The organism is Halomonas sp. B23F22_3, from assembly GCF_043496965.1.
Lineage (GTDB): Bacteria > Pseudomonadota > Gammaproteobacteria > Pseudomonadales > Halomonadaceae > Halomonas.
The window spans coordinates 24,606-43,761 of record NZ_JBIEKG010000004.1 but is presented as its reverse complement, the minus strand read 5'-3'; the positions used below and the strand labels follow the sequence as shown (position 1 = coordinate 43,761).

18 protein-coding genes are annotated in these 19,156 nt (G+C 68.9%); 5 read left to right on the top strand and 13 right to left on the bottom strand.

The window, feature by feature from the left end; genetic code table 11:
• Positions 1-255: 255 nt before the first annotated feature.
• The 3 genes from ACGTNG_RS09395 (at position 256) to ACGTNG_RS09385 (ending at position 4,065) form a co-directional block, all read left to right on the top strand.
• On the top strand, positions 256-699 hold the full coding sequence (locus ACGTNG_RS09395) for a MerR family transcriptional regulator (protein WP_394576762.1): 444 nt from the start codon (positions 256-258) through the stop codon (positions 697-699).
• A 248-nt stretch (positions 700-947) separates the two neighbouring features.
• Entirely contained in the window at positions 948-3,530 is a 2,583-nt protein-coding gene (locus ACGTNG_RS09390) for a heavy metal translocating P-type ATPase (protein ID WP_394577256.1), read from the top strand.
• 115 nt (positions 3,531-3,645) lie between these two features.
• Positions 3,646-4,065, top strand: a complete 420-nt coding sequence (locus tag ACGTNG_RS09385) for a VOC family protein (protein WP_394576761.1) — start codon at positions 3,646-3,648, stop codon at positions 4,063-4,065.
• A gap of 126 nt (positions 4,066-4,191) precedes the next feature.
• On the opposite strand, the gene ACGTNG_RS09380 is transcribed toward ACGTNG_RS09385, so the two are convergent.
• The 11 genes from ACGTNG_RS09380 to ffh form a co-directional block, all read right to left on the bottom strand.
• A complete protein-coding gene (locus ACGTNG_RS09380) occupies positions 4,192-4,809 on the bottom strand; it encodes a YitT family protein (RefSeq protein ID WP_394576760.1) in 618 nt (205 codons plus the stop codon).
• A gap of 14 nt (positions 4,810-4,823) precedes the next feature.
• A complete protein-coding gene (locus ACGTNG_RS09375) occupies positions 4,824-6,617 on the bottom strand; it encodes a single-stranded-DNA-specific exonuclease RecJ (RefSeq protein WP_394577254.1) in 1,794 nt (597 codons plus the stop codon).
• A 260-nt stretch (positions 6,618-6,877) separates the two neighbouring features.
• Positions 6,878-8,266, bottom strand: a complete 1,389-nt coding sequence (thrC, locus tag ACGTNG_RS09370; RefSeq protein WP_394576759.1) for a threonine synthase — start codon at positions 8,264-8,266, stop codon at positions 6,878-6,880.
• Positions 8,267-8,269: 3 nt separating this feature from the next.
• Positions 8,270-9,586 (bottom strand): homoserine dehydrogenase, encoded by a 1,317-nt coding sequence (locus ACGTNG_RS09365; RefSeq protein ID WP_394576758.1) that lies wholly within the window; start codon positions 9,584-9,586, stop codon positions 8,270-8,272.
• A gap of 96 nt (positions 9,587-9,682) precedes the next feature.
• Positions 9,683-10,423, bottom strand: a complete 741-nt coding sequence (locus ACGTNG_RS09360) for a DsbC family protein (RefSeq protein WP_394576757.1) — start codon at positions 10,421-10,423, stop codon at positions 9,683-9,685.
• Between the two features lie 3 nt (positions 10,424-10,426).
• Positions 10,427-11,329, bottom strand: a complete 903-nt coding sequence (gene xerD, locus ACGTNG_RS09355) for a site-specific tyrosine recombinase XerD (RefSeq protein WP_394576756.1) — start codon at positions 11,327-11,329, stop codon at positions 10,427-10,429.
• A 118-nt stretch (positions 11,330-11,447) separates the two neighbouring features.
• Positions 11,448-11,804 carry a 50S ribosomal protein L19 gene (gene rplS / locus ACGTNG_RS09350; protein ID WP_108447385.1) on the bottom strand — a complete coding sequence of 119 codons (357 nt, stop codon included), beginning with the start codon at positions 11,802-11,804 and terminating at the stop codon, positions 11,448-11,450.
• A 166-nt stretch (positions 11,805-11,970) separates the two neighbouring features.
• Positions 11,971-12,744 carry a tRNA (guanosine(37)-N1)-methyltransferase TrmD gene (gene trmD, locus ACGTNG_RS09345; RefSeq protein ID WP_394577253.1) on the bottom strand — a complete coding sequence of 258 codons (774 nt, stop codon included), beginning with the start codon at positions 12,742-12,744 and terminating at the stop codon, positions 11,971-11,973.
• A gap of 26 nt (positions 12,745-12,770) precedes the next feature.
• A complete protein-coding gene (gene rimM, locus ACGTNG_RS09340; protein WP_394576755.1) occupies positions 12,771-13,319 on the bottom strand; it encodes a ribosome maturation factor RimM in 549 nt (182 codons plus the stop codon).
• 37 nt (positions 13,320-13,356) lie between these two features.
• Complete coding sequence (rpsP, locus tag ACGTNG_RS09335; protein WP_071944078.1) at positions 13,357-13,605, bottom strand: 30S ribosomal protein S16; 249 nt, start codon at positions 13,603-13,605, stop codon at positions 13,357-13,359.
• 227 nt (positions 13,606-13,832) lie between these two features.
• Complete coding sequence (gene ffh / locus ACGTNG_RS09330; protein WP_394576754.1) at positions 13,833-15,233, bottom strand: signal recognition particle protein; 1,401 nt, start codon at positions 15,231-15,233, stop codon at positions 13,833-13,835.
• A 223-nt stretch (positions 15,234-15,456) separates the two neighbouring features.
• On the opposite strand from ffh, the gene ACGTNG_RS09325 reads away from it, so the two are divergent.
• Entirely contained in the window at positions 15,457-16,257 is an 801-nt protein-coding gene (locus ACGTNG_RS09325) for a cytochrome C assembly family protein (RefSeq protein WP_394576753.1), read from the top strand.
• Between the two features lie 75 nt (positions 16,258-16,332).
• Complete coding sequence (locus tag ACGTNG_RS09320; protein WP_394576752.1) at positions 16,333-17,616, top strand: HlyC/CorC family transporter; 1,284 nt, start codon at positions 16,333-16,335, stop codon at positions 17,614-17,616.
• Positions 17,617-17,622: 6 nt separating this feature from the next.
• Here the strand turns inward: ACGTNG_RS09320 and ACGTNG_RS09315 are convergent, their stop codons facing one another.
• Both ACGTNG_RS09315 and ACGTNG_RS09310 read right to left on the bottom strand, forming a co-directional pair.
• Positions 17,623-18,405, bottom strand: a complete 783-nt coding sequence (locus tag ACGTNG_RS09315) for a 1-acyl-sn-glycerol-3-phosphate acyltransferase (RefSeq protein WP_394576751.1) — start codon at positions 18,403-18,405, stop codon at positions 17,623-17,625.
• Entirely contained in the window at positions 18,405-19,022 is a 618-nt protein-coding gene (locus ACGTNG_RS09310; protein WP_394576750.1) for a TetR/AcrR family transcriptional regulator, read from the bottom strand. The genes ACGTNG_RS09315 and ACGTNG_RS09310 overlap by 1 nt, the downstream gene beginning before the upstream one ends.
• Between the last annotated feature and the right edge of the window lie 134 nt (positions 19,023-19,156).

Here is a 19,156-nt window from a genome sequence, read left to right as displayed (position 1 = left end):
ATCGTTGTTGTCGTTTTGCCGCAGGGCGGTCACGTGCCGTCAGTGTTCGCGCATCTGCTGCCGGGGATCAAGCCCAAACGGTCGTTTTAAAGCAAAATCTGCTAATACTTTGGTAGAACGATCGTTTTAACTCTATATCTTTCATTAACTTACTATCTGGCCGCCCGCCACGGCCTGAGGGGTACCGCTGATCCTTGACCTATGGGTAACCCAAAGGTTTTACACTTCCCCCACGATATTCACTGGAGAACCTCGATGAAGGTCAGCGAGATCGCTCGTCAGGCCGGCGTCACCGCCGAGACCGTGCGCCACTACACCCGCGAGGGGCTGCTGACCCCCGAGCGCCATCCCGAGAACGGCTATCAGCTGTTCGATCAGCGGGATCTGGAGCGACTGCGCTTCATTCAGCGCGCCCGTACCCTGGGCTTCGGCGTGGCCGAGATCCGCGACATCCTCGAGCATGCCGACCACGGTGACTCACCCTGTCCGATGGTGCGTGACCTGCTGGCCAGTCGACTGCCCCAGATCCGCGAGCGCATCGCCGAGCTGGAGGCGCTGGCCGCGCGCATGGAGCAGGCCCTGGCGGCCTGGGAGGAGATGCCCGACGGCACGCCGGACGGCCACAGCCTGTGCCGGCTGATCGAGAGCTTTCCCGAACCGCTCAATGCCGGCCAGGAGGCCGACGAGGAGACGCGATGAACGCCCGACATACCCTCGAGCGCCGGGTACCCGGCATGAACTGCCAGGGCTGCGTGGCCACGATGCGCCGCGCCATCCAGGCCCGGGACGCCGAGGCCGAGATCACCGGCACCCCCGCCGAGAAGCGCCTCGAGGTCGCCACCCGGCTGACCGATGACGCTCTGGATGAAGCGCTGATCGAGGCCGGTTACCCGCCGGCCGCCGGGGGGCCGGCCGAGCGTCAGCATCATGAGCGCCGCGTTCCCGGCATGAGCTGCCAGGGCTGCGTCGGCCGGATGCGCAGGGCAATACAGTCACGAGATCCCGAGGCCGAGGTGGCCGGCACCCCGGCCGAGCAGCGCCTCGAGGTCACCACCGCGCTTGCGGCGAGCGAGCTGGACGAGACCCTGAAGGATGCCGGCTACCCGCCGGATAACGGTGAAGACGAGACTACCGCCGATTCGCACGCCACCGGCGAGGCCGAGGCACTGGGAGCCAACGAATCTGAGGCGCCCCACTCCCCGGCCTCCGACGACGCGCCGAGTCACCAGCCAGGTGCCGAGCAGCGACCCACGACCCGGCGCTTCTCGATCAGCGGCATGACCTGCGCCAGCTGCGTGAAGAGCGTCCAGCAGGCCATCGAGCAGACCCCGGGGGTGATCAGCGCGGAGGTGAACTTCGGCACCCATACCGCCCAGGTGCGCGGCAGCGCCAACCCGGATGCGCTGATCCACGCCGTGGAGGACGTGGGCTACGGTGCCGAGCCCATCGTCGACATGCGCGAGGCCGAGGCGGCCCGGGCACGCAAGGACGAGCAGACCTATCGCCAGCGCCTCAGGGGCAGCCTGCTGTCGCTGGCGCTCGCCGTGCCGCTGATGGCCAGCATGTTCGTCTATCACCCCCAGCCGGAGGGCGGCGGCCGCCTCTACTGGCTGGTGATCGGCCTGCTGACCCTCGGCGTGATGGCCTATCCGGGCCGCCACTTCTTCGTCAACGCCTGGAAGAACTTCCGCCACCACCAGGCCAACATGGACACCCTGATCACCATGGGCACCGGCACCGCCTGGCTCTACTCCATGGCGGTGGTGGCCGCCGGCCCCTGGCTGCCGGAGGTGGCCCGGGGCATCTACTTCGAGGCCTCGGCGATGGTCATCGGCCTGGTGCTGCTGGGCAACGCCCTGGAGTTGCGCGCTCGCGGGCGCACCAGCGAGGCCCTGAAGCGCCTGCTCGACCTGCAGAGCCGCACCGCGCGGGTGATCCGCGACGGCGAGGAGCGCGAGGTCGACATCGACGAGGTGCGCCAGGGCGACCATATCCGTGTGCGCCCCGGCGAGCGCCTGCCGGTGGACGGCGAGGTGAGCGAGGGCTCGAGCCACATCGACGAGTCGATGCTGACCGGCGAGCCGGTGCCCGTGGCCAAGGGCGAAGGCGACGAGGTCAGCGCCGGCACCGTCAACGGCAAGGGCGGCCTGGTCTACCGGGCCACCCGGGTCGGGGCGAACACGCGCCTCGGCCAGATCACCGAGCAGGTGGCCAGCGCCCAGAACTCCCGCCCGCCCATCGGCCAGCTGGCCGACAAGGTGTCGAGCATCTTCGTGCCTTCGGTGATGATCATCGCCGTCCTCACCGCGCTCGCCTGGTTCAACGTCGGTGCCGAGCCGCGGGTGATTCACATGCTGGTCACCGCCACCACGGTGCTGATCATCGCCTGTCCCTGTGCGCTGGGTCTCGCCACGCCGATCTCCACCATGATCGGGGTCGGCAAGGCCGCCGAGCACGGCGTGCTGGTCCGCAATGGCGACGCCCTGCAGACCGCCACCAGGCTCTCTACCCTGGTGGTGGACAAGACCGGCACCCTCACCGAGGGCAAGCCCCGGGTCACCGAGGCCCACGTTTTTTCCGACACGGGCCTCGACGGCGACGAGCAGACGGTACTGGGCCTGGTCGCGGCCCTGGAGCGTGGCTCAGAACACCCCCTGGCCGAGGCGCTGATGGCCCACGCCGAGGCGCAAGGCGCCGAACCCGGCGAGATCACCGGCTTCGACACCGTCACCGGTGGGGGCATCACGGCGAGCACCGCCGACAACCGGCCGCTGCTGCTGGGCAATGCCCGGCTGCTGGAGGAGGCCGGCGTCGTGCTGGACGATGCCCGCGAGATCGCCGGCGGGCTCGAGGAGAAGGCGCGCACCGTGGTCTACCTCGCCGTGGACGGCCGGCTGACCGCGGTCTTCGGCATCAGCGATCCCCTGCGCCACGACACCCGCGAGGCGGTGAAGCGCCTGCAGGCCGACGGCCTGAGGGTGGTGATGCTGACCGGCGATAATGAGCACACCGCCGCCGCCATCGCCCGGGAGGTCGGGATCGACGACTTCCGCGCCGGCCTGCTGCCCGAGGACAAGCTCGACGAGATCGAGCGGCTGCAGGGTGAAGGCGAGGTGGTCGGCATGGTCGGCGACGGCATCAACGACGCCCCGGCACTGGCCCGCGCCGATGTCGGCTTCGCCATCGGCCAGGGCACCGACGTGGCCATCGAGAGCGCTGGCATCACCCTGGTGCGCGGCTCGCTGCACGGCGTGGCCGCCGCCATCGAGATCAGCCGGGCGACGCTCACCAACATCAAGCAGAACCTGGTGGGCGCCTTCGGCTACAACGTGCTCGGCATCCCCATCGCCGCCGGGGTGCTCTACCCCTTCACCGGCACCCTGCTCTCGCCGATGATCGCCGGCGCCGCCATGTCGCTCTCCTCGATCACCGTGGTGAGCAACGCCAACCGGCTGCGCCTGTTCCGCCCCGCCGCCGAGGCGCGGAGCGAGGCCCAGAACAGCGATGCGACACAGGAGGACGCACGATGAGCTGGATCGTCAATCTCGCGGGCCTGGCGCTGATCGCCCTGATCGCCTGGTGGTTCTGGGGGAGCCGGAATTGACCCTTGCTAGACTGAAGGAGAGATCGGGAACGGAGATGACCATGCCCAGACTCGACGGCGTACTGGAAACCGCGCTCTACGTGGCGGACATGGCCCGCGCCCGGGCCTTCTTCGAGGAGGTGATGGGGCTTGCGCCCTTCAACGCCGATCACCGTTTCACCGCCTACGATGCCGGGGCCAGCACGGTGCTGCTGCTGTTCCGGCACGGCGAGACGCAGGAGACCGTGGTGCTGCCCGACGACATGGGCACCATCCCGCCCCACGACGGCGCCGGCCGGGTGCACCTGGCCTTCGCCATCGCCGCCGAGTCACTCGCCGACTGGGAAGCGCAACTGGCGCATCACGAGATTCCGATCGAGGGGCGCACCCACTGGCCGCGCGGAGGCGAGAGCCTCTACTTCCGTGACCCCGACGACCACCTGCTGGAGCTGGCCACCCCCGGGGTCTGGCCGACCTACTGAGAACGCTCCTGCGGGAGAGCCTGCCTTTCTATCCGGCCGAGCCCCCGACGACCACCTGCTGGGGCTCGCCACCCCCGGCGTCTGGCCGACCTACTAATGCACCGACTCTGGCGTGCCGTCGGCTCGTCAGCTGACGCCCATGTAGCGCCCCGGCTTGTGGTTCAGGGCGATGATCAGGTTGAGCGCCACGGCGCCCAGCACCGAGAGCCCGACCCGCTCCAGGGGCAGCATCGACAGCGCGATCAGCATGATCCCGCCGTCGATGCCCAGCTGCACGTAGCCGGCCCGCCAGCCGTAGCGGTCCTGCAGGTAGAGCGAGAGGATGTTGATGCCGCCGAGGCTGGTGCGGTGACGAAACAGCACCAGCATGCCGATGCCGATCAGGCTGCCGCCCATCAGGGCGGCGTAGAGGGGCTGGATCGACTGGAAGCTCACCCAGCCGGCAGTGAGCTCCGAGAACACCGAGACCAGGGCGATGGCCACGAAGGTGCGCAGGGTGAAGCTCCAGCCCATACGCCGGATCGCCAGCCAGTAGAACGGCAGGTTGATCAGGAAGAAGCCGACCCCGAAGCGCCAGCCGGTGGCGTACTGCAACAGGAAGGCCAGGCCCGCGGTGCTGCCGGTGAGCAGCATCGCCTGGGTGTAGAAACTCACGCCGAGCGCAACGAAGAGCGTGCCGACCAGCATCGCCATCACGTCCTCGTGGAGGCGATGGGGGTCGGTGGGCAGTTCCTGAGGGTCCATGTGGCGTTCCTTGCTTAGCGGGGCTCGGCGTGCTCGACCATCAGCTGCAGGGACTCGCGCCCCCGCCAGCGGTTGCGATTGAGCTTGAAGGCGCAGTGCAGCGTGGCGCCGACGCCGAAGGCCGGCACCTCGCCGGGCGTGAGGGCGCGGAACCAGATCGCCTTGAGGCTCGTGGTCCCGGCGGAGAGTTCGAGCATCAGGTGGCTGCCATCGGCGCCCACCGGGCGCAGCGCCTCGACCAGGAACGTGCCCTCGAAGAGCGGCGCATCGAACTCGCGGCCGAAGGGCGCGAGCCGCTCGAGCTCGTCCAGGGTGGCGAGGCCAAGCTGGTCGGGCGCGAGCTCGCCATCGGTGAGGATGCGCGGGCGCAGCTCGGCGTCGCCCAGCTGCTCGCCGACGGCGATGAGGAAGGCCTCGCGGAAGGCGTCCAGCCGCTCGGCCGGCACCCCCACCCCGGCGGCGCCACGGTGGCCGCCGAAGCGTGGCAGCGTCTCGGGCGCCAGCTCGAAGGTGCGCTGCAGCGCTTCGCGCAGGTGCAGCCCCTCGATGGAGCGCCCGGAACCGGTCAGCATGCCCGGCGCCGCCGCCGGCGTCAGCACCAGGGCCGGCCGGCCGAAGGCCTGCACCAGCCGGGAGGCGACGATGCCCTGCACCCCTGGGTGCCCCTCCTCCAGATAGATCACGATGGCGGGCGCGTCGGCGGCGAGCGCCGGCAGGGCCAGCGTCTTGGCCTGCTGGGCCATCTCCGCCTCGATCGCCTTGCGGGACTGGTTGTCCTGGTCGAGGGTCTCGAGGTGGCGATGGGCCACCGCCTCATCGGCGGCGAGCATGAATTGCAGCGCGGCGTAGGGGTCGTCGAGCCGCGAGCGGGCGTTGATCCGCGGGCCCATCTGGAAGGCCAGGGTCTCGGCGTCGAAGGGCACGCTATCGGCCCCCAGCCGGTCCGCCATGGCGCGCCAGCAGGCGGCCTCCATGCGGTTGATCAGGGTCAGGCCGTGGTGGACCACGGCGCGGTTGGCCGCGCTGCCGCCCAGCGACACGCAGTCGGCCACGGTGCCCAGCGCCACGTAGGAGAGCCAGGGCGAGAGCTTGGGGGTGGCCGGCGCCAGCACGCCCCACTCGACCAGCACCCGACGGGCCAGCGACATCACGAGCCACGCCACCATGCAGCCGGCGATGGTCGGGTCCGGGTAGTCGCAGTCCTCGCGGGTCGGGTTCACGGTGGCATAGGCCGAGGCCGGCGGCCCCTCCAGCGGCAGGGCGTGGTGGTCGCTGACCACCACCTCGACGCCGGCGGCCTTGAGCCGCGCGATGCGCGGCTCATCACTGCTGCCGCAGTCGGCGGTGATCACCAGGCTCGGCCGCGGCGAGAGCGAAAGCGTGCGCTCCACCAGCGGCAGGCTGATGCCGTAGCCGTCGTGGATGCGATGCCCGATCAGGCTGTGCAGCTTCGCTTCGGGCACCCCGAACAGCTCCACCAGAGTGCGCCGGATCACCACGTGGGAGGTGATGCCGTCCACGTCGTAGTCGGTGAGGATGCCGATGTGCTCGCCGTCGACCACCGCCTGGGCGATACGCTCGGCCGCGCGGCGGGCATCCGCGAGCTTCTCGGGGTGAGCCAGGTGGCGCAGGCTCGGCGAGACCAGCGGCGCCAGCTCGCCCTCATAGCCGGCAAGCCGCCCGGCCAGCACCCGGGCCTGCAACTCGGTGAGCCCCTCCGCGCGGGCACGGGCATAGAGCGCCTCGTCTCGGGGGCGCGGTTCGATGCGCGGCTGGAGGCGTTCATGCAGGTCGTGGGGATCGGTCACGGCGTCCACGCCAGGCTCCTCTGAAGTTCAGGGTTGAACCCGAGAGGCAGGGGAAGACCTCCAGGCTGAGCGAGGGGCATCGTGAGAAGGGCTCAGGACTTGGTGATGCCGGAGACCCCCGCTCGGGGCTGATCCGGCGATGGGCCTGTTCGGGGGCGCTGTTAACCCCTCCCTGGGCGCTACCGATGCCATCCATGGCATCGGACCCCCTCCAGGCCTATCCCCGGAGCCCCTCGCTGCTTTACTTTCAGCTGCTCGCTTTAGCGGCGGTTCTCGGCCACGAACGCCTGCACGGCGGAGAGCTCCGCCGGCAGCACGGTGTAGCGCTCCTCGCGCTCCAGCAGGTCATCCATGTGCGGCGGCAGCGGCACGCCCGGGAAGCCGGCCTTGACCACCGCCTCGGCGAACTTGGCCGGATGGGCCGTGGCCAGGGTGATCATCGGGGTCGTCGCATCGGCGCGCGCCCGCTCGGCCGCCCGGTAGCCGGTGGCGGTGTGCGGGTCGAGGATCTCCTGGGTGCGATGGTGCGCCTCGCGGATCACCTCGAGGATGGTAGCGTCGTCGACGCTGTGGCTGGCGAAGCTCTCGCGAAGCGTGGCCAGCGGCGCCTCGGCCAGCGCCGTGGGCTCACTCTGGAAGCGCTCGAGCAGGGCCCGCACCGCCTCGCCGTCGCGGCCGTAGGCCTCGAACAGCAGCCGCTCGAAGTTGGACGACACCACGATGTCCATGGAGGGCGCCAGGGTCGCCTTGAGCGCCTGCTTGGAGAAGTCGTTGTCGCACAGCGTGCGGTGCAGGATGTCGTTGGCGTTGGTGGCGATGATGAACTGCTCAACCGGCAGCCCCATGCGCTTGGCGATGTAGCCGGCGAAGACGTTGCCGAAGTTGGCCGAGGGCACGCAGAAGCTCACCGCCCGATGCGGGGCGCCCAGCGCCACGGCGGAGGCCACGTAGTAGACGACCTGGGCCATGATGCGCGCCCAGTTGATGGAGTTCACCGCCACCAGCCGGGTGCCCTCGAGGAAGCCCTGGTCGGCGAAGCTCGCCTTGACCATCGCCTGGGCGTCGTCGAAGTTGCCCTCGATGGCGACGTTGAAGACGTTGTCGGCCAGCACCGAGGTCATCTGGCGGCGCTGCACCTCCGAGACCCGGTTGTGGGGATGCAGGATGAAGATGTCGAGGTTGTCGCAGTGGCGGCAGCCCTCGATGGCGGCGGAACCGGTGTCGCCGGAGGTGGCGCCCATGATCACCGCCCGCTCGCCGCGCTTCTTCAGGAAGTGATCGAGGATGCGGCCGAGCAGCTGCAGCGCCACGTCCTTGAAGGCCAGCGTCGGGCCGTGGAACAGCTCGAGCAGGAAGTGGTTGGCATCGAGCTGGTTGAGCGGCACCACGGCGTCGTGGCTGAAGGTGGCGTAGGCCTCCTCGACGATGCCGCGGAAGGTATCGTCGTCGATCTCTCCGTTGACGTAGGGCTGCATGACCCGGAAGGCGATCTCGGCGTAGGAGAGCCCGGCCATGGCGGCCAGCTCCTCATGGCCGAGGGCGGGGATCGTCTCGGGGACGTAGAGCCCGCCGTCGCTGGCCATGCCGGTGAGCACGACTTCCTCGAAGGAGAGCGCGGGCGCCTGCCCGCGGGTGCTGATGTAGCGCATGCCTTACTCCTGCTCGTCCAGCGACTCGACGCGGATCCGCATCAGCGGGCCGGCGACGTCGGCCAGCGATTCGATCAGGCGGATGGCCTCGTTCATCTGCTTCTCGCGGGTGCGGTGGGTCAGCAGGATGATCGGCACCAGCTCGCCCTCGGTGGCCTCCTTCTGGATCAGCGCCTCGATGGAGATGCCCTGCTCGGAGAGGATGGTCGCCACCCGGGCCAGCACGCCGGGGCGATCCACCGCCAAGAGCCGCAGGTAGTAGGCGGTGGTGATGTCCTCCATGGGCATGATCGGCAGCTGGCTGACGTCCTCGTCGATGCCGCTGAAGGCCAAGTAGGGCACGCGATAGTGGTGATCGGTGGAGATATCGCGGGCCACGTCCAGCAGGTCGGCGACCACCGCGGAGGCGGTGGGCTCCGCACCGGCACCGGCGCCGTAGTAGAGGGTCGGCCCCACGGCGTCGCCCATCACGGCGATGGCGTTCTTGACGCCGTGCACATTGGCCAGCAGCCGCTCCTTGGGGATCAGGGTCGGGTGCACGCGCAGCTCGAGCCCAGACTCGGTGCGCTTGGAGATCCCCAGGTGCTTGATGATGTAGCCCAGGTTGTCGGCCTGCTCCACGTCCTCGGCGGTGATCCGCGAGATGCCCTCGGTGTAGGCCTTGTCGAACTGCAGCGGCACACCGTAGGCGATGGAGGCGAGGATGGTCAGCTTGTGCGCGGCGTCGATACCCTCGACGTCGAAGGTCGGATCGGACTCGGCATAGCCCAGCGCCTGGGCCTCGGCCAGCACGTCCTCGAAGGCGCGGCCCTCGTCGCGCATATGGGTGAGGATGTAGTTGCCGGTGCCGTTGATGATGCCGGCGACCCACTCGATACGGTTGGCGCCGAGGCCCTCGCGCAGCGACTTGATCACCGGGATGCCGCCGGCCACGGCGGCCTCGAAGGCGACGATCACGCCCTTCTCGTGGGCGGCCTTGAAGATCTCGTTGCCGTGCACGGCGATCAGCGCCTTGTTGGCGGTGACCACATGCTTGCCGTGCTCGATGGCGGTCAGCACCAGTTCGCGGGCCACATCGTAACCGCCGATCAGCTCGACCAGCACATCGACCTCGGGATTGGTGGCCACCTCGAAGACGTCGGAGGTGGTGCGAATGCCGGTGGTGTCACACTCGGGATTGAGGCTTCGGAAGGCGACCTGCTCGATGACGATCGGGCGCCCCGCCCGCCGCGCGATGTCGTCGGCGTTGCGTGTCAGCACGTTGAAGGTTCCGCCACCGACGGTCCCCAGGCCACAGATTCCCACTCTCACCGGTTTCAATGTCTTTCCCCTTGTTCTGGCGTGTGTCTCAGCGTGAAGGGGGCCCAGCCGGGCCCCTCGTGCCGACGCTCGTCGGCGTCGGTCATCACTCGGCCATCATTCACTCAGGCCGAGCATGGCGGCCAGACGCTCCGCCGGCACATAGCCGGGCACCAGGCGGCCGTCGGGCAGCACAATTGCCGGCGTGCCCTGCACGCCGAGCTGCATGCCCAGATGATACTGCTCCTCGACCGGATTGTCGCAGTCCGCGGCACCGCTCAGCGCTTCTTCGCGCTTGGCCGCCGACATCGCCTCGGTCGGGTTGTCGGCGCACCACACCTGCTGCAGCTCCCGCCCGCCCGGCGAGCCCAGCCCGCTGCGCGGAAAGGCCAGGTAGTGCACCTCGATGCCCATCTCGTTGAGCCGCGGCACCTCCTCGTGGAGCTGACGGCAGTAGGGGCAGGTGGTGTCGGTGAAGACCACCAGCTCGGCGCGACTCTGGCCGGTGCCGCGGTAGATCACCCGCTCGCTCTCCGGCACCGCGGCGAGCCGCGCGCTGCGCTCGGCATTGCGCCCCTGCTCGGTCAGGTTGACCAGGCCGTGCTCGGCATTCTCGTAGAGGTCGCCGACCAGGAAGTGGCTGCCCTCGGCGTTGCTGTAGAAGGTCTCGCCGCTCTCCAGCGTCACCTCATAGAAGCCCTCCAGCGGCGTCTCGCGCACGCGCTCCACCGGCATGGACTGGCCGTTGACCGACAGGGTCTCGGCCAGCTGCCGGGCCGGATCGGCCTGGGCGACGGGCAGCAGGGCCAGGGAGGCGGCCAGCAGGCCAGAGCCGATGGTAAGGGTCGATAATCTCATGGTTCAGCCTCGAGGATGATGGTTGGCATGCAGGTCTTCGAGTCGCACCTGCGCCACATGGGTATAGATCTGCGTGGTCGAGAGATCGCTGTGACCCAGCAGCAGCTGTACGACACGCAGATTGGCGCCATGATTCAACAGATGGGTGGCGAAGGCGTGACGCAGGGTGTGGGGCGACAGCGGCCGGTCGATACCGGCGACCCGCGCATGGGCCTTGATCCGGTACCAGAAGGCCTGGCGGGTCAGGCAACGGTCGTCGCGGCCGGGAAACAGGGCCGGTCGGGTGATATCGGCCATCAGCGCGCCGCGGGCCGCGCGCAGGTAGCGCTCGAGCCAGGCCACGGCCTCCTCGCCCAACGGCACCAGGCGGTCCTTGTCGCCCTTGCCGCGCACCCTGACCACGCCCTGGCGCAGGTTGACCGCATCGGTGGTCAGCCCCACCAGCTCGGTGACCCGCAGCCCGGCGCCATAGAGCACCTCCAGCATGGCCCGGTCGCGCACGCCGAGATCGGTGGTGAGGTCCGGCGCCGCGAGCAGGCGCTCCACCTCGTCCTCCTCCAGGGTGTCGGGGAGCGAAGGGCGCACCCGGGGCAGGCGCACATCGACCAGCGGGTCATGATCGACCAGCCCCTCGCCCAGGGCCCAGCGGTAGAAGCGCCGCAGGCTCGACAGCAGCCTGGCGTTGCTGCGCAGGCTGTACCCCGCCTCGCGCCGCTCGTCGAGCCAGGCCGGCAGCGTCGCGCTCGCCGGCGACAGCAGCGGCTCGTCGGCCGCTGCCAGGCGGGCCTGCCAGCGGGTCAGGTCGTGGCGGTAGGCACTCAGCGTGTTGTCGCTGGCGCCCTGCTCCAGCCACAGCCCATCGAGGAAGGCATCGATCAGCGCTGCGGCCTGCGTGGTGGTTCCCATACGGCTCCCGAAGACGCCCCATCAGAACGAAACCCCGCCCCGCGGCAGCGGTGACGGGGTTCCGACAGTGGAGACGGGGCCAGAGCCCCGACGCCACACGCGGGCAGAGGCTCTCGCCTCAGGCCAGCTTTTCCTTGATGCGGGCGGACTTGCCGCTGCGCTCGCGGAGGTAGTACAGCTTGGCCTGGCGCACGTCACCACGACGCTTGACCTCGATGGAGTCGACCAGCGGGCTGTAGGTCTGGAAGGTACGCTCGACGCCGACACCGTGGGAGATCTTGCGCACGGTGAAGGCGGAGTTCAGGCCGCGGTTACGCTTGCCGATGACCACGCCTTCGAAGGCCTGGAGGCGCTCGCGGGTGCCTTCCTTGACCTTGACCTGGACGATCACGGTATCGCCGGGGGCGAAGGCCGGGACTTCCTTGCTCATCTGCTCGGTCTCGAGCGCCTGGATCACCTTGTTCTTGCTACTCATGACAATAACTCCTCAATAAACTTCGTGACGCGCCGGATGCGGTTCGTCGCCGGCGTGTCGTGATCCCGGCGCCCGAGACGACTCGAGAGCGCGGGAATGCTGTTGGTGACACAGGTCCGCCGTCCTGGGACGCGTCCTGCACCTCCGCCCTGATCCCTCGACCGGCCTACTGCTCGGCCTGTCGAGAGGACAGCGCGTAGTCCTCGATGAACTCCTCGAGCAGCACACGCTGCTCGTCGCTCAACGTCCTGCCTTCCAGCAGGTCGGGGCGCCTGAGCCAGGTCCGCCCCAGTGACTGCTTCAGCCGCCAGCGCCGGATGGCGCCATGGTGGCCGCTGAGCAGGACCTCCGGCACTCGCCGCCCGTCGACGTCCTCGGGGCGCGTGTAGTGCGGGCAGTCCAGCAGCCCGTCGTTGAAGGAGTCCTCGACCGCGGAATCCTGATGGCCCAGCACCCCGGGCACCAGCCTTGCCGCGGCATCGATCAGCACCATGGCCGGCAGCTCGCCGCCACTGAGCACATAGTCGCCGATCGACCACTCCTCATCGATGTCGGCTTCCACCACCCGCTCATCGATGCCTTCATAGCGCCCGGCCACCACCACAAGGGGTGGGCCCGAGGCCAGTTCCTGCACGCCCTGCTGATCCAGCCGCCGCCCCTGGGGGGAGAGGTAGATGACCCTGGCCCGCTGGCCGGTGGCGGCCTCAGCGCGCTCGCGGGAGGCGTGAATGGCCGAGCGCAGGGTGTCGACCTTCATCAGCATCCCCGGGCCGCCGCCGTAGGGGCGGTCGTCCACGGTGCGATGCCGGTCGGTGGCGTAGTCCCGGGGATTCCAGAACTCGAGCGCGATGCGCCCCTTCTCCACCGCCCTGCCCGTGACGCCGTGACGAGTGATCGCCTCGAACATCTCGGGAAACAGCGACACCACGCCGACCCACATGGCCGGCGCCGGGATCGAATCGGAACTCAAAATTCCGGATCCCAGTCGACGGTCATCACGCCGGCCTCGAGATCGACCTCCAGCACGACCTCGCCGGGCAGGAACGGCAGCAGACGCTCGCGCGCCTCGATGCGCTCATCGGCCGCGCCCTTCACGACCATGACGTCGTTGGCGCCGGTCTCGAAGAGGTGGTCGATGCGCCCCAGCGCGAGACCCTCGCGGGTCACCACGGCGAGCCCCTCGAGCTGATACCAGTAGTAGTCATCGGTATCGAGCTCGGGCAGTTCGGCCTTGGGCAGCAGGATCTCTGCGCCCGCCAGGGCCTCGGCCGCCTCGCGGCTGTCGATGCCCTCGAGCCTCGCCACCAGGCCCTTGCCCTGACGCCGCCCCTGCAGCAGGCGCGCGCGGGTCAGGCGGCTCCCCTGGCGCAGCACCCAGGCCTCGTAGTCGAGGATGCCGTCCATGGGACTGGTGTACGAATACACCTTCAGCCAGCCCTTCACGCCGTAGGGGCTGGTCAACTTGCCCAGCACCACGTGATCGTCGGCTGGCTGCGCTTGCGCATGTTCGCTCATCGACGACCCCAGGTCCGTTGCAGCAGACGCATCAGGCTCAGGCCTGCTTGCGGGCTTCCTTGACCAGCTCGGCGACGCGGTCGGAGAGCTGTGCACCCTGGCTCTGCCAGTGGGTGATGCGCTCCAGGTCGACGCGCAGGCGCTCTTCCTGACCACGGGCGACGGGGTTGAAGAAACCCAGGCGCTCGATGAAGCGACCGTCACGGGACTTGCGAGAATCGGTCACGGTGAGGTGGTAGAAGGGACGCTTCTTGGCGCCACCACGTGCCAGACGAATGGTAACCATGCGTTGATTATCCTTCGGTTGAAGTTACGGATGTTTCGGCCGAGGTGCCGATACCTGCTGACCCTCGACAATCTGCTTCGGGAAGCGGGCCGACGGCCCGGCTTCGGGTCATTCGGTCACGACGACGACCGCGTCGATCGCGGTCCTGCCTGTGAAGACGCGATATTCTACGGAAAACCGCTCGACTTGGAAACCTTTTTGCGCTCGACGCCGCGCCATGCGCCGGCTCAGCGCCAGGGCATCCCGCCGGGACCACCCATGCCGCCGGGCCCGCCCGGGCCGCCGCCGCCCATCATGCCGGACATGCCGCGCATCATCTTCTGCATGCCGCCCTTCTGCCCCGCCTTCTTCATCATCTTCTGCATCTGCTTGTGCTGCTTGAGCAGGCGATTGAGATCGGGGACCTGCAGGCCGGCACCGGCGGCGATGCGACGCTTGCGCGAGCCGTTGATGATCTCGGGCTTGCGACGCTCCTGGGGCGTCATCGAGTTGATCAGCGCCTCGAGCTTGCCCATCTCCTTCTCGGGACCGGGGCCCTGGGCCATCTCGGCCATCTGCCCCATGCCCGGCAGCTTGCCCATCAGGCCGCCCATGCCGCCCATCTTCTTGAGCTGCTGGAGCTGGTCGCGGAAGTCCTCGAGATCGAAGCCCTGGCCCTTCTTGACCTTCTTGGCGAGCTGGTCGGCCTTCTTCTTGTCGACGGTGCGCTCGGCCTCCTCGATCAGCGAGAGCACGTCGCCCATGCCGAGGATCCGCGAGGCCACCCGGTCCGGGTGGAAGGGCTCCAGGGCATCGACCTTCTCGCCCACGCCCATGAACTTGATCGGCTTGCCGGTGACGTGGCGCACCGAGAGCGCCGCACCGCCGCGGGCGTCGCCGTCGGCCTTGGTGAGGATCACCCCGGTCAGCGGCAGCGCCTCGTGGAAGGCCTTGGCCGTGTTGGCGGCGTCCTGGCCGGTCATGGCATCGACGACGAACAGCGTCTCGTCGGGCACCACCGCCTTATGCAGCGTCTGGATCTCGGCCATCATCGCCTCGTCGATGGCCAGGCGACCGGCGGTATCGACCAGCACCACGTCGTGGAACTGGATCTTGGCGTGCTTGATCGCCGCCTCGGCGATGGCCACCGGCTGCTGGTCGCTGCGCGACGGGAAGAAGTCGACCTCGACCTCGCGGGCCAGGGTCTCGAGCTGGTCGATGGCCGCCGGACGATAGACGTCGGCAGAGACCACCAGCACCTTCTTCTTCTCCCGCTCGCGCAGGTAGCGCGCCAGCTTGGCCACCGAGGTGGTCTTGCCCGCGCCCTGCAGGCCGGCCATCAGCACCACCGCCGGCGAGCCCTTGAGGGCCAGCCCCTCGTTGGCCTCGCCCATGATCGCCTCGAGCTCCTGCTGGACGATCTTGACGAACTGCTGCCCCGGGGAAAGGCTCTGGGAGACTTCCTGACCCACGGCGCGCTCGCGCACCCGGTCGATGAATTCCTTGACCACCGGCAGCGCGACGTCCGCCTCGAGCAGGGCTCGGCGCACCTCGCGCAGCGTGTCCTTGACGTTGTCCTCGGTCAGGCGGGCCTGACCCTTGATGGACTTGAGCGTCTGGGAAAGACGCTCGCTGAGATTCTGGAACATGGGCCTCTCCAATCACGATGGCCGGGGAAACCGATCCGACATCGGCCGGGGCTCCCTGCAATGGTCGAAAATTATACGCGCCCTGGCCGGCAGTCTCCATGCATGACCGGCATTCGCTGCGCCGAGGGGCGCCACCGTGCTGTGCGCCGCCCCGGGGATTCGGTATAGTAGCAACACCATTTCATAAGCTCAGGCGCTGGCGAAGGCGCACGGACAGCGATCGATGCAGCCGCTATCACTTGCCGTCATGGCCTTCCTCTTCTACGTGGGGGCCGCCTCCTGGCAGGGCCTCGCCCTGGCCCGACGAGTACCGCCGCGCGACATGCTGGTGCGCGCCCTGGCCCTGTTCGGCCTGCTCTGCCACCTGCCCCTGGCCGCCACGCTGCTGGCCCGAGGCGACTCCCTCCTGCCCGGCCTCTCCACCAGCGCGGTGCTGGTCGGCGCGCTGGCCGTGCTGCTGCTGCTGCTGGCCAGCCTCTTCAAGCCGGTGCTCAACATCGCCACCGGCCTGCTGCCGCTGGCCGGCCTGAGTCTGCTGCTGGCAGTCGGGCTGCCGAGCCCCGAACGCGCCACCGGCATGACCCCGGGCATCGCCCTGCACGCCCTGAGCAGCGCCCTGGCCTTCGCGCTGCTGGCAATCGCCGCCGTCCAGGCGGTGCTGCTGGGCATCCAGAACCAGGCGCTGCGCCACCACCACATCCGTGGCGTGGTCCAGTCGCTACCCCCGTTGACCACCATGGAACGGATCCTCTTCGAGCTGATCTGGGCCGGCATGATCCTGCTGACCCTGTCGATCGTCAGCGGCTTCCTGTTCGTCGACGACATGTTCGCCCAGCACCTGGCCCACAAGTCGATCCTCTCGCTGGCCGCCTGGGTAATCTTCGCCACCCTGCTGTTCAGCCACCACCGGCTGGGCTGGCGCGGCATGCGCGCGGTGCGCTGGACCCTGGGCGGCTGCCTGGTGCTGCTGCTGGCCTACTTCGGCAGCAAGTTCGTGCTGGAGATCGTGCTTGACCGCGGCTGAGAGCGTCCCGCCTTGACACCCGCCGGCCGAGTCCCTACAACTCGAGCCTGATACGCCTTTGAGGATCCTTCGACATTGAGTGACGACTTCCCGCTGGGACTGCTGTTCGGCCTGCTGTTCCTGCTCGTCTGCCTGTCCGCCTTCTTCTCCAGTTCCGAGACCGGGATGATGTCGATCAACCGCTACCGCCTGAGCCACCAGGCGAGCAGCGGCGAGACGCGCGCCCAGCGGGTCATGCGCCTGCTGTCGCGGCCGGACCGGCTGATCGGCGTGATCCTGATCGGCAACAACTTCGTCAACAACCTGGCGGCCTCCATCGCCACCATCATCGCCATCCACTTCTTCGGCGAGGTCACGGGCCCGGCCGTCGCCACGGCGCTGTTGACCATCACCATCCTGATCTTCGCCGAGGTCACGCCCAAGACCTACGCGGCGATCAAGCCCGAGCGCATCGCTTACCCCGCCTCGCTGGCCCTGGAGCCGCTGCTCAAGCTGCTCTATCCGCTGGTGTGGCTGGTCAACGCGATCTCCAACGGCCTGCTGCGCCTGATGGGCGTGAAGAGCATCGACGGCGGCGCCGATCACCTGACCCGCGACGAGCTGCGCACCGTGGTGCACGAGGCCGGCACGCTGATCCCCCGCCGCCACCAATCGATGCTGCTGTCGATCCTCGACCTCGAGAACGTCACCGTGAACGACATCATGGTGCCACGCCACGAGGTGATGGGCCTCGACCTGGACGACGACCTGGAGGAGATCCTGGCCCAGATCCGCACCAGCCAGCACACCCGGGTGCCGGTCTACAAGGGCGACATCAACAACATCATCGGCATGCTCCACCTGCGCAACGCGGCGCGCTTCCTCTCCCGCGGCGACGTGACCAAGGCGGCCATCGTCCAGGAGGCGCGGGAGCCCTACTTCATCCCCGAGTCCACGCCGCTGCATACCCAGCTGCTCAACTTCCAGAAGCAGAAGCGGCGCATCGGGATCGTGGTGGACGAGTACGGCGACGTGGAGGGCCTGGTGACCCTGGAGGACATCCTCGAGGAGATCGTCGGCGAGTTCACCACCGACGTGGCGGGCCTGGACCAGGAGATTCACCCGCAGGACGACGGCAGCCACCTGATCGACGGCACCGCCAACATCCGCGACATCAACAAGGCGCTGGGCTGGCAGCTGCCGACGGACGGGCCCAAGACCCTCAACGGCGTGATCCTCGAGCACCTGGAGTCCTTCCCCGACGGGCCGGTCTGCCTGCAGATCGGCAACGTGCGCATGGAGATCCTCGAGGTGCGCGACAACCTGATCACCGCGGCCCGCTGCTGGCAGCCGGTGCGTCGCGCCGCGCGGGTCGCCTGAGGCCCGTCATCCGGACCGGTCAGCGCCCCTTCCGTCGGCCTCATCTTCCGAACAACGCCTCCTTCGCCCCGGTGCCGCCCCGTCGCGGCGCCTGACGGGCTCGGCCCAGGCGTCGGCCTCGGCCTTGAGGGCGCACACCCGCTCGGTGATCCGCTGCCGGCTCGCCTCGCCGGGCGACATGGCCTCGCCGAAGTAGAGCGCCACCCGGGCGCGAAAACGCCGCGGCGGCCGGGTCAGCGCCTTGCCGCCCTGGTGCGAGGTCCAGGAACCCCAGAGGCCGGCCAGGCCCGCGGGGATCACCGGCACCGCATCGCGGGCCAGGATCAGCTCGAGGCCGCGGCGAAAGGGCTGGATCTCCCCGTCCGGGGTCAGGCGCCCCTCGGGAAACACCATCACCACCTCCCCCTGACGCAGCGCCCGGCTGACCTCGGCCAGCGCCTGACGCACGCTGCCCGGATCGCGCCGATCGGCGTCCACGGGAATGGCGCCCACCCGGCGGAACAGCCAGTTGAGCCAGGGCGAATCATAGATCGGCTTGTCCATCAGGAAGCGCAGCGGCCTGGGGCTGGCCACGCCCACCACCAGGGCGTCCATGAAGCTGACGTGGTTGCAGACGACGATGGCCGGGCCGCTCGCGGGAATGCCCCCGCGACCGCGAAAGCGCAGCCGATAGGCCAGGTGGAGCAGCAGGGTGAGCGTACGCCGCAGCAAGGGCCGCGGGGCGCTGGCCAGTCGCCAGCCCCCCGCGGCCATCACCAGCCCCGTCGCCCCCCACAGCAGGGGGGTCATCACGGCGCGTCCGGCGCGCGCCTGAGGCCGGCCAGGATGGTCGAGAGCAGCTGGTCGAGCAGATCGCCCACCTCCAGCGGCTCGCCCTGCCAGCGGCCGAGGCGCTCGTTGAGGCCCAGCTGGACCAGGCCGTGCACGCTGCCCCAGAGCGTGCGGCTCAGCCGCCAGGCCTCCAGGTCATCCAGCGCCGGCTGGTACTCCTTGAGGGTCGCCTCCACGCGCAGGAACAGCCCCTCGATCATCTCGTTCTGACGCTGATCCAGCTCGCCCTCCTGGGCCAGGGGGTAGTCGAAGAGCAGCTGCCAGCGATGGGGGTCCTGGCGGGCGAACTGCCAGTAGGCCCGCGCCAGGGCCTTGAGACGCCGTTCGGGCTCGGCATCGGTGAGCAGCGGCTCGATCACCTCGCGCAGCCGCGCCAGACTCTCGACATTGACGTGCTGCAGCAGGTTGCTGAAGCTGCCGTAGAGCTTGAGCAGCGTGCTCGGTGCACAGCCGACCTCACGCGCGAGCGCCCGCAGCGACAGCGTGTGGACCGGATGCTGCCTGAGCCAGGCATCGCAGGCGTCCATGACGTGGGCATGGAGCGCCTCGGGGGCATGCTGTCTGGGACGAGCCATCGGGATCCTCACGGAGTGGTGGCGCGCAGCGCGCGTCGGACGACAAGGATACTCTCATCGAACACTGTTTTCGATAGCATATCCGAGCCCTTTCGCGATGCAAACCACCGGCCGGATCGCGCCGCGTTCGCGGC

What these genes read in the sequence shown, in the direction of transcription:
- ACGTNG_RS09315 (WP_394576751.1), bottom strand. Translation starts at nt 18,405, where the DNA reads ATGACCCCCCTGCTGTGGGGGGCGACGGGGCTGGTGATGGCCGCGGGG.
- thrC (WP_394576759.1), bottom strand. Translation starts at nt 8,266, where the DNA reads ATGCGCTACATCAGCACCCGCGGGCAGGCGCCCGCGCTCTCCTTCGAG.
- ACGTNG_RS09325 (WP_394576753.1), top strand. Translation starts at nt 15,457, where the DNA reads ATGCAGCCGCTATCACTTGCCGTCATGGCCTTCCTCTTCTACGTGGGG.
- ffh (WP_394576754.1), bottom strand. Translation starts at nt 15,233, where the DNA reads ATGTTCCAGAATCTCAGCGAGCGTCTTTCCCAGACGCTCAAGTCCATC.
- xerD (WP_394576756.1), bottom strand. Translation starts at nt 11,329, where the DNA reads ATGGGAACCACCACGCAGGCCGCAGCGCTGATCGATGCCTTCCTCGAT.
- ACGTNG_RS09390 (WP_394577256.1), top strand. Translation starts at nt 948, where the DNA reads ATGAGCTGCCAGGGCTGCGTCGGCCGGATGCGCAGGGCAATACAGTCA.
- ACGTNG_RS09385 (WP_394576761.1), top strand. Translation starts at nt 3,646, where the DNA reads ATGCCCAGACTCGACGGCGTACTGGAAACCGCGCTCTACGTGGCGGAC.
- ACGTNG_RS09310 (WP_394576750.1), bottom strand. Translation starts at nt 19,022, where the DNA reads ATGGCTCGTCCCAGACAGCATGCCCCCGAGGCGCTCCATGCCCACGTC.
- ACGTNG_RS09360 (WP_394576757.1), bottom strand. Translation starts at nt 10,423, where the DNA reads ATGAGATTATCGACCCTTACCATCGGCTCTGGCCTGCTGGCCGCCTCC.
- trmD (WP_394577253.1), bottom strand. Translation starts at nt 12,744, where the DNA reads ATGTGGGTCGGCGTGGTGTCGCTGTTTCCCGAGATGTTCGAGGCGATC.
- rimM (WP_394576755.1), bottom strand. Translation starts at nt 13,319, where the DNA reads ATGAGCGAACATGCGCAAGCGCAGCCAGCCGACGATCACGTGGTGCTG.
- rpsP (WP_071944078.1), bottom strand. Translation starts at nt 13,605, where the DNA reads ATGGTTACCATTCGTCTGGCACGTGGTGGCGCCAAGAAGCGTCCCTTC.
- ACGTNG_RS09380 (WP_394576760.1), bottom strand. Translation starts at nt 4,809, where the DNA reads ATGGACCCTCAGGAACTGCCCACCGACCCCCATCGCCTCCACGAGGAC.
- rplS (WP_108447385.1), bottom strand. Translation starts at nt 11,804, where the DNA reads ATGAGTAGCAAGAACAAGGTGATCCAGGCGCTCGAGACCGAGCAGATG.
- ACGTNG_RS09395 (WP_394576762.1), top strand. Translation starts at nt 256, where the DNA reads ATGAAGGTCAGCGAGATCGCTCGTCAGGCCGGCGTCACCGCCGAGACC.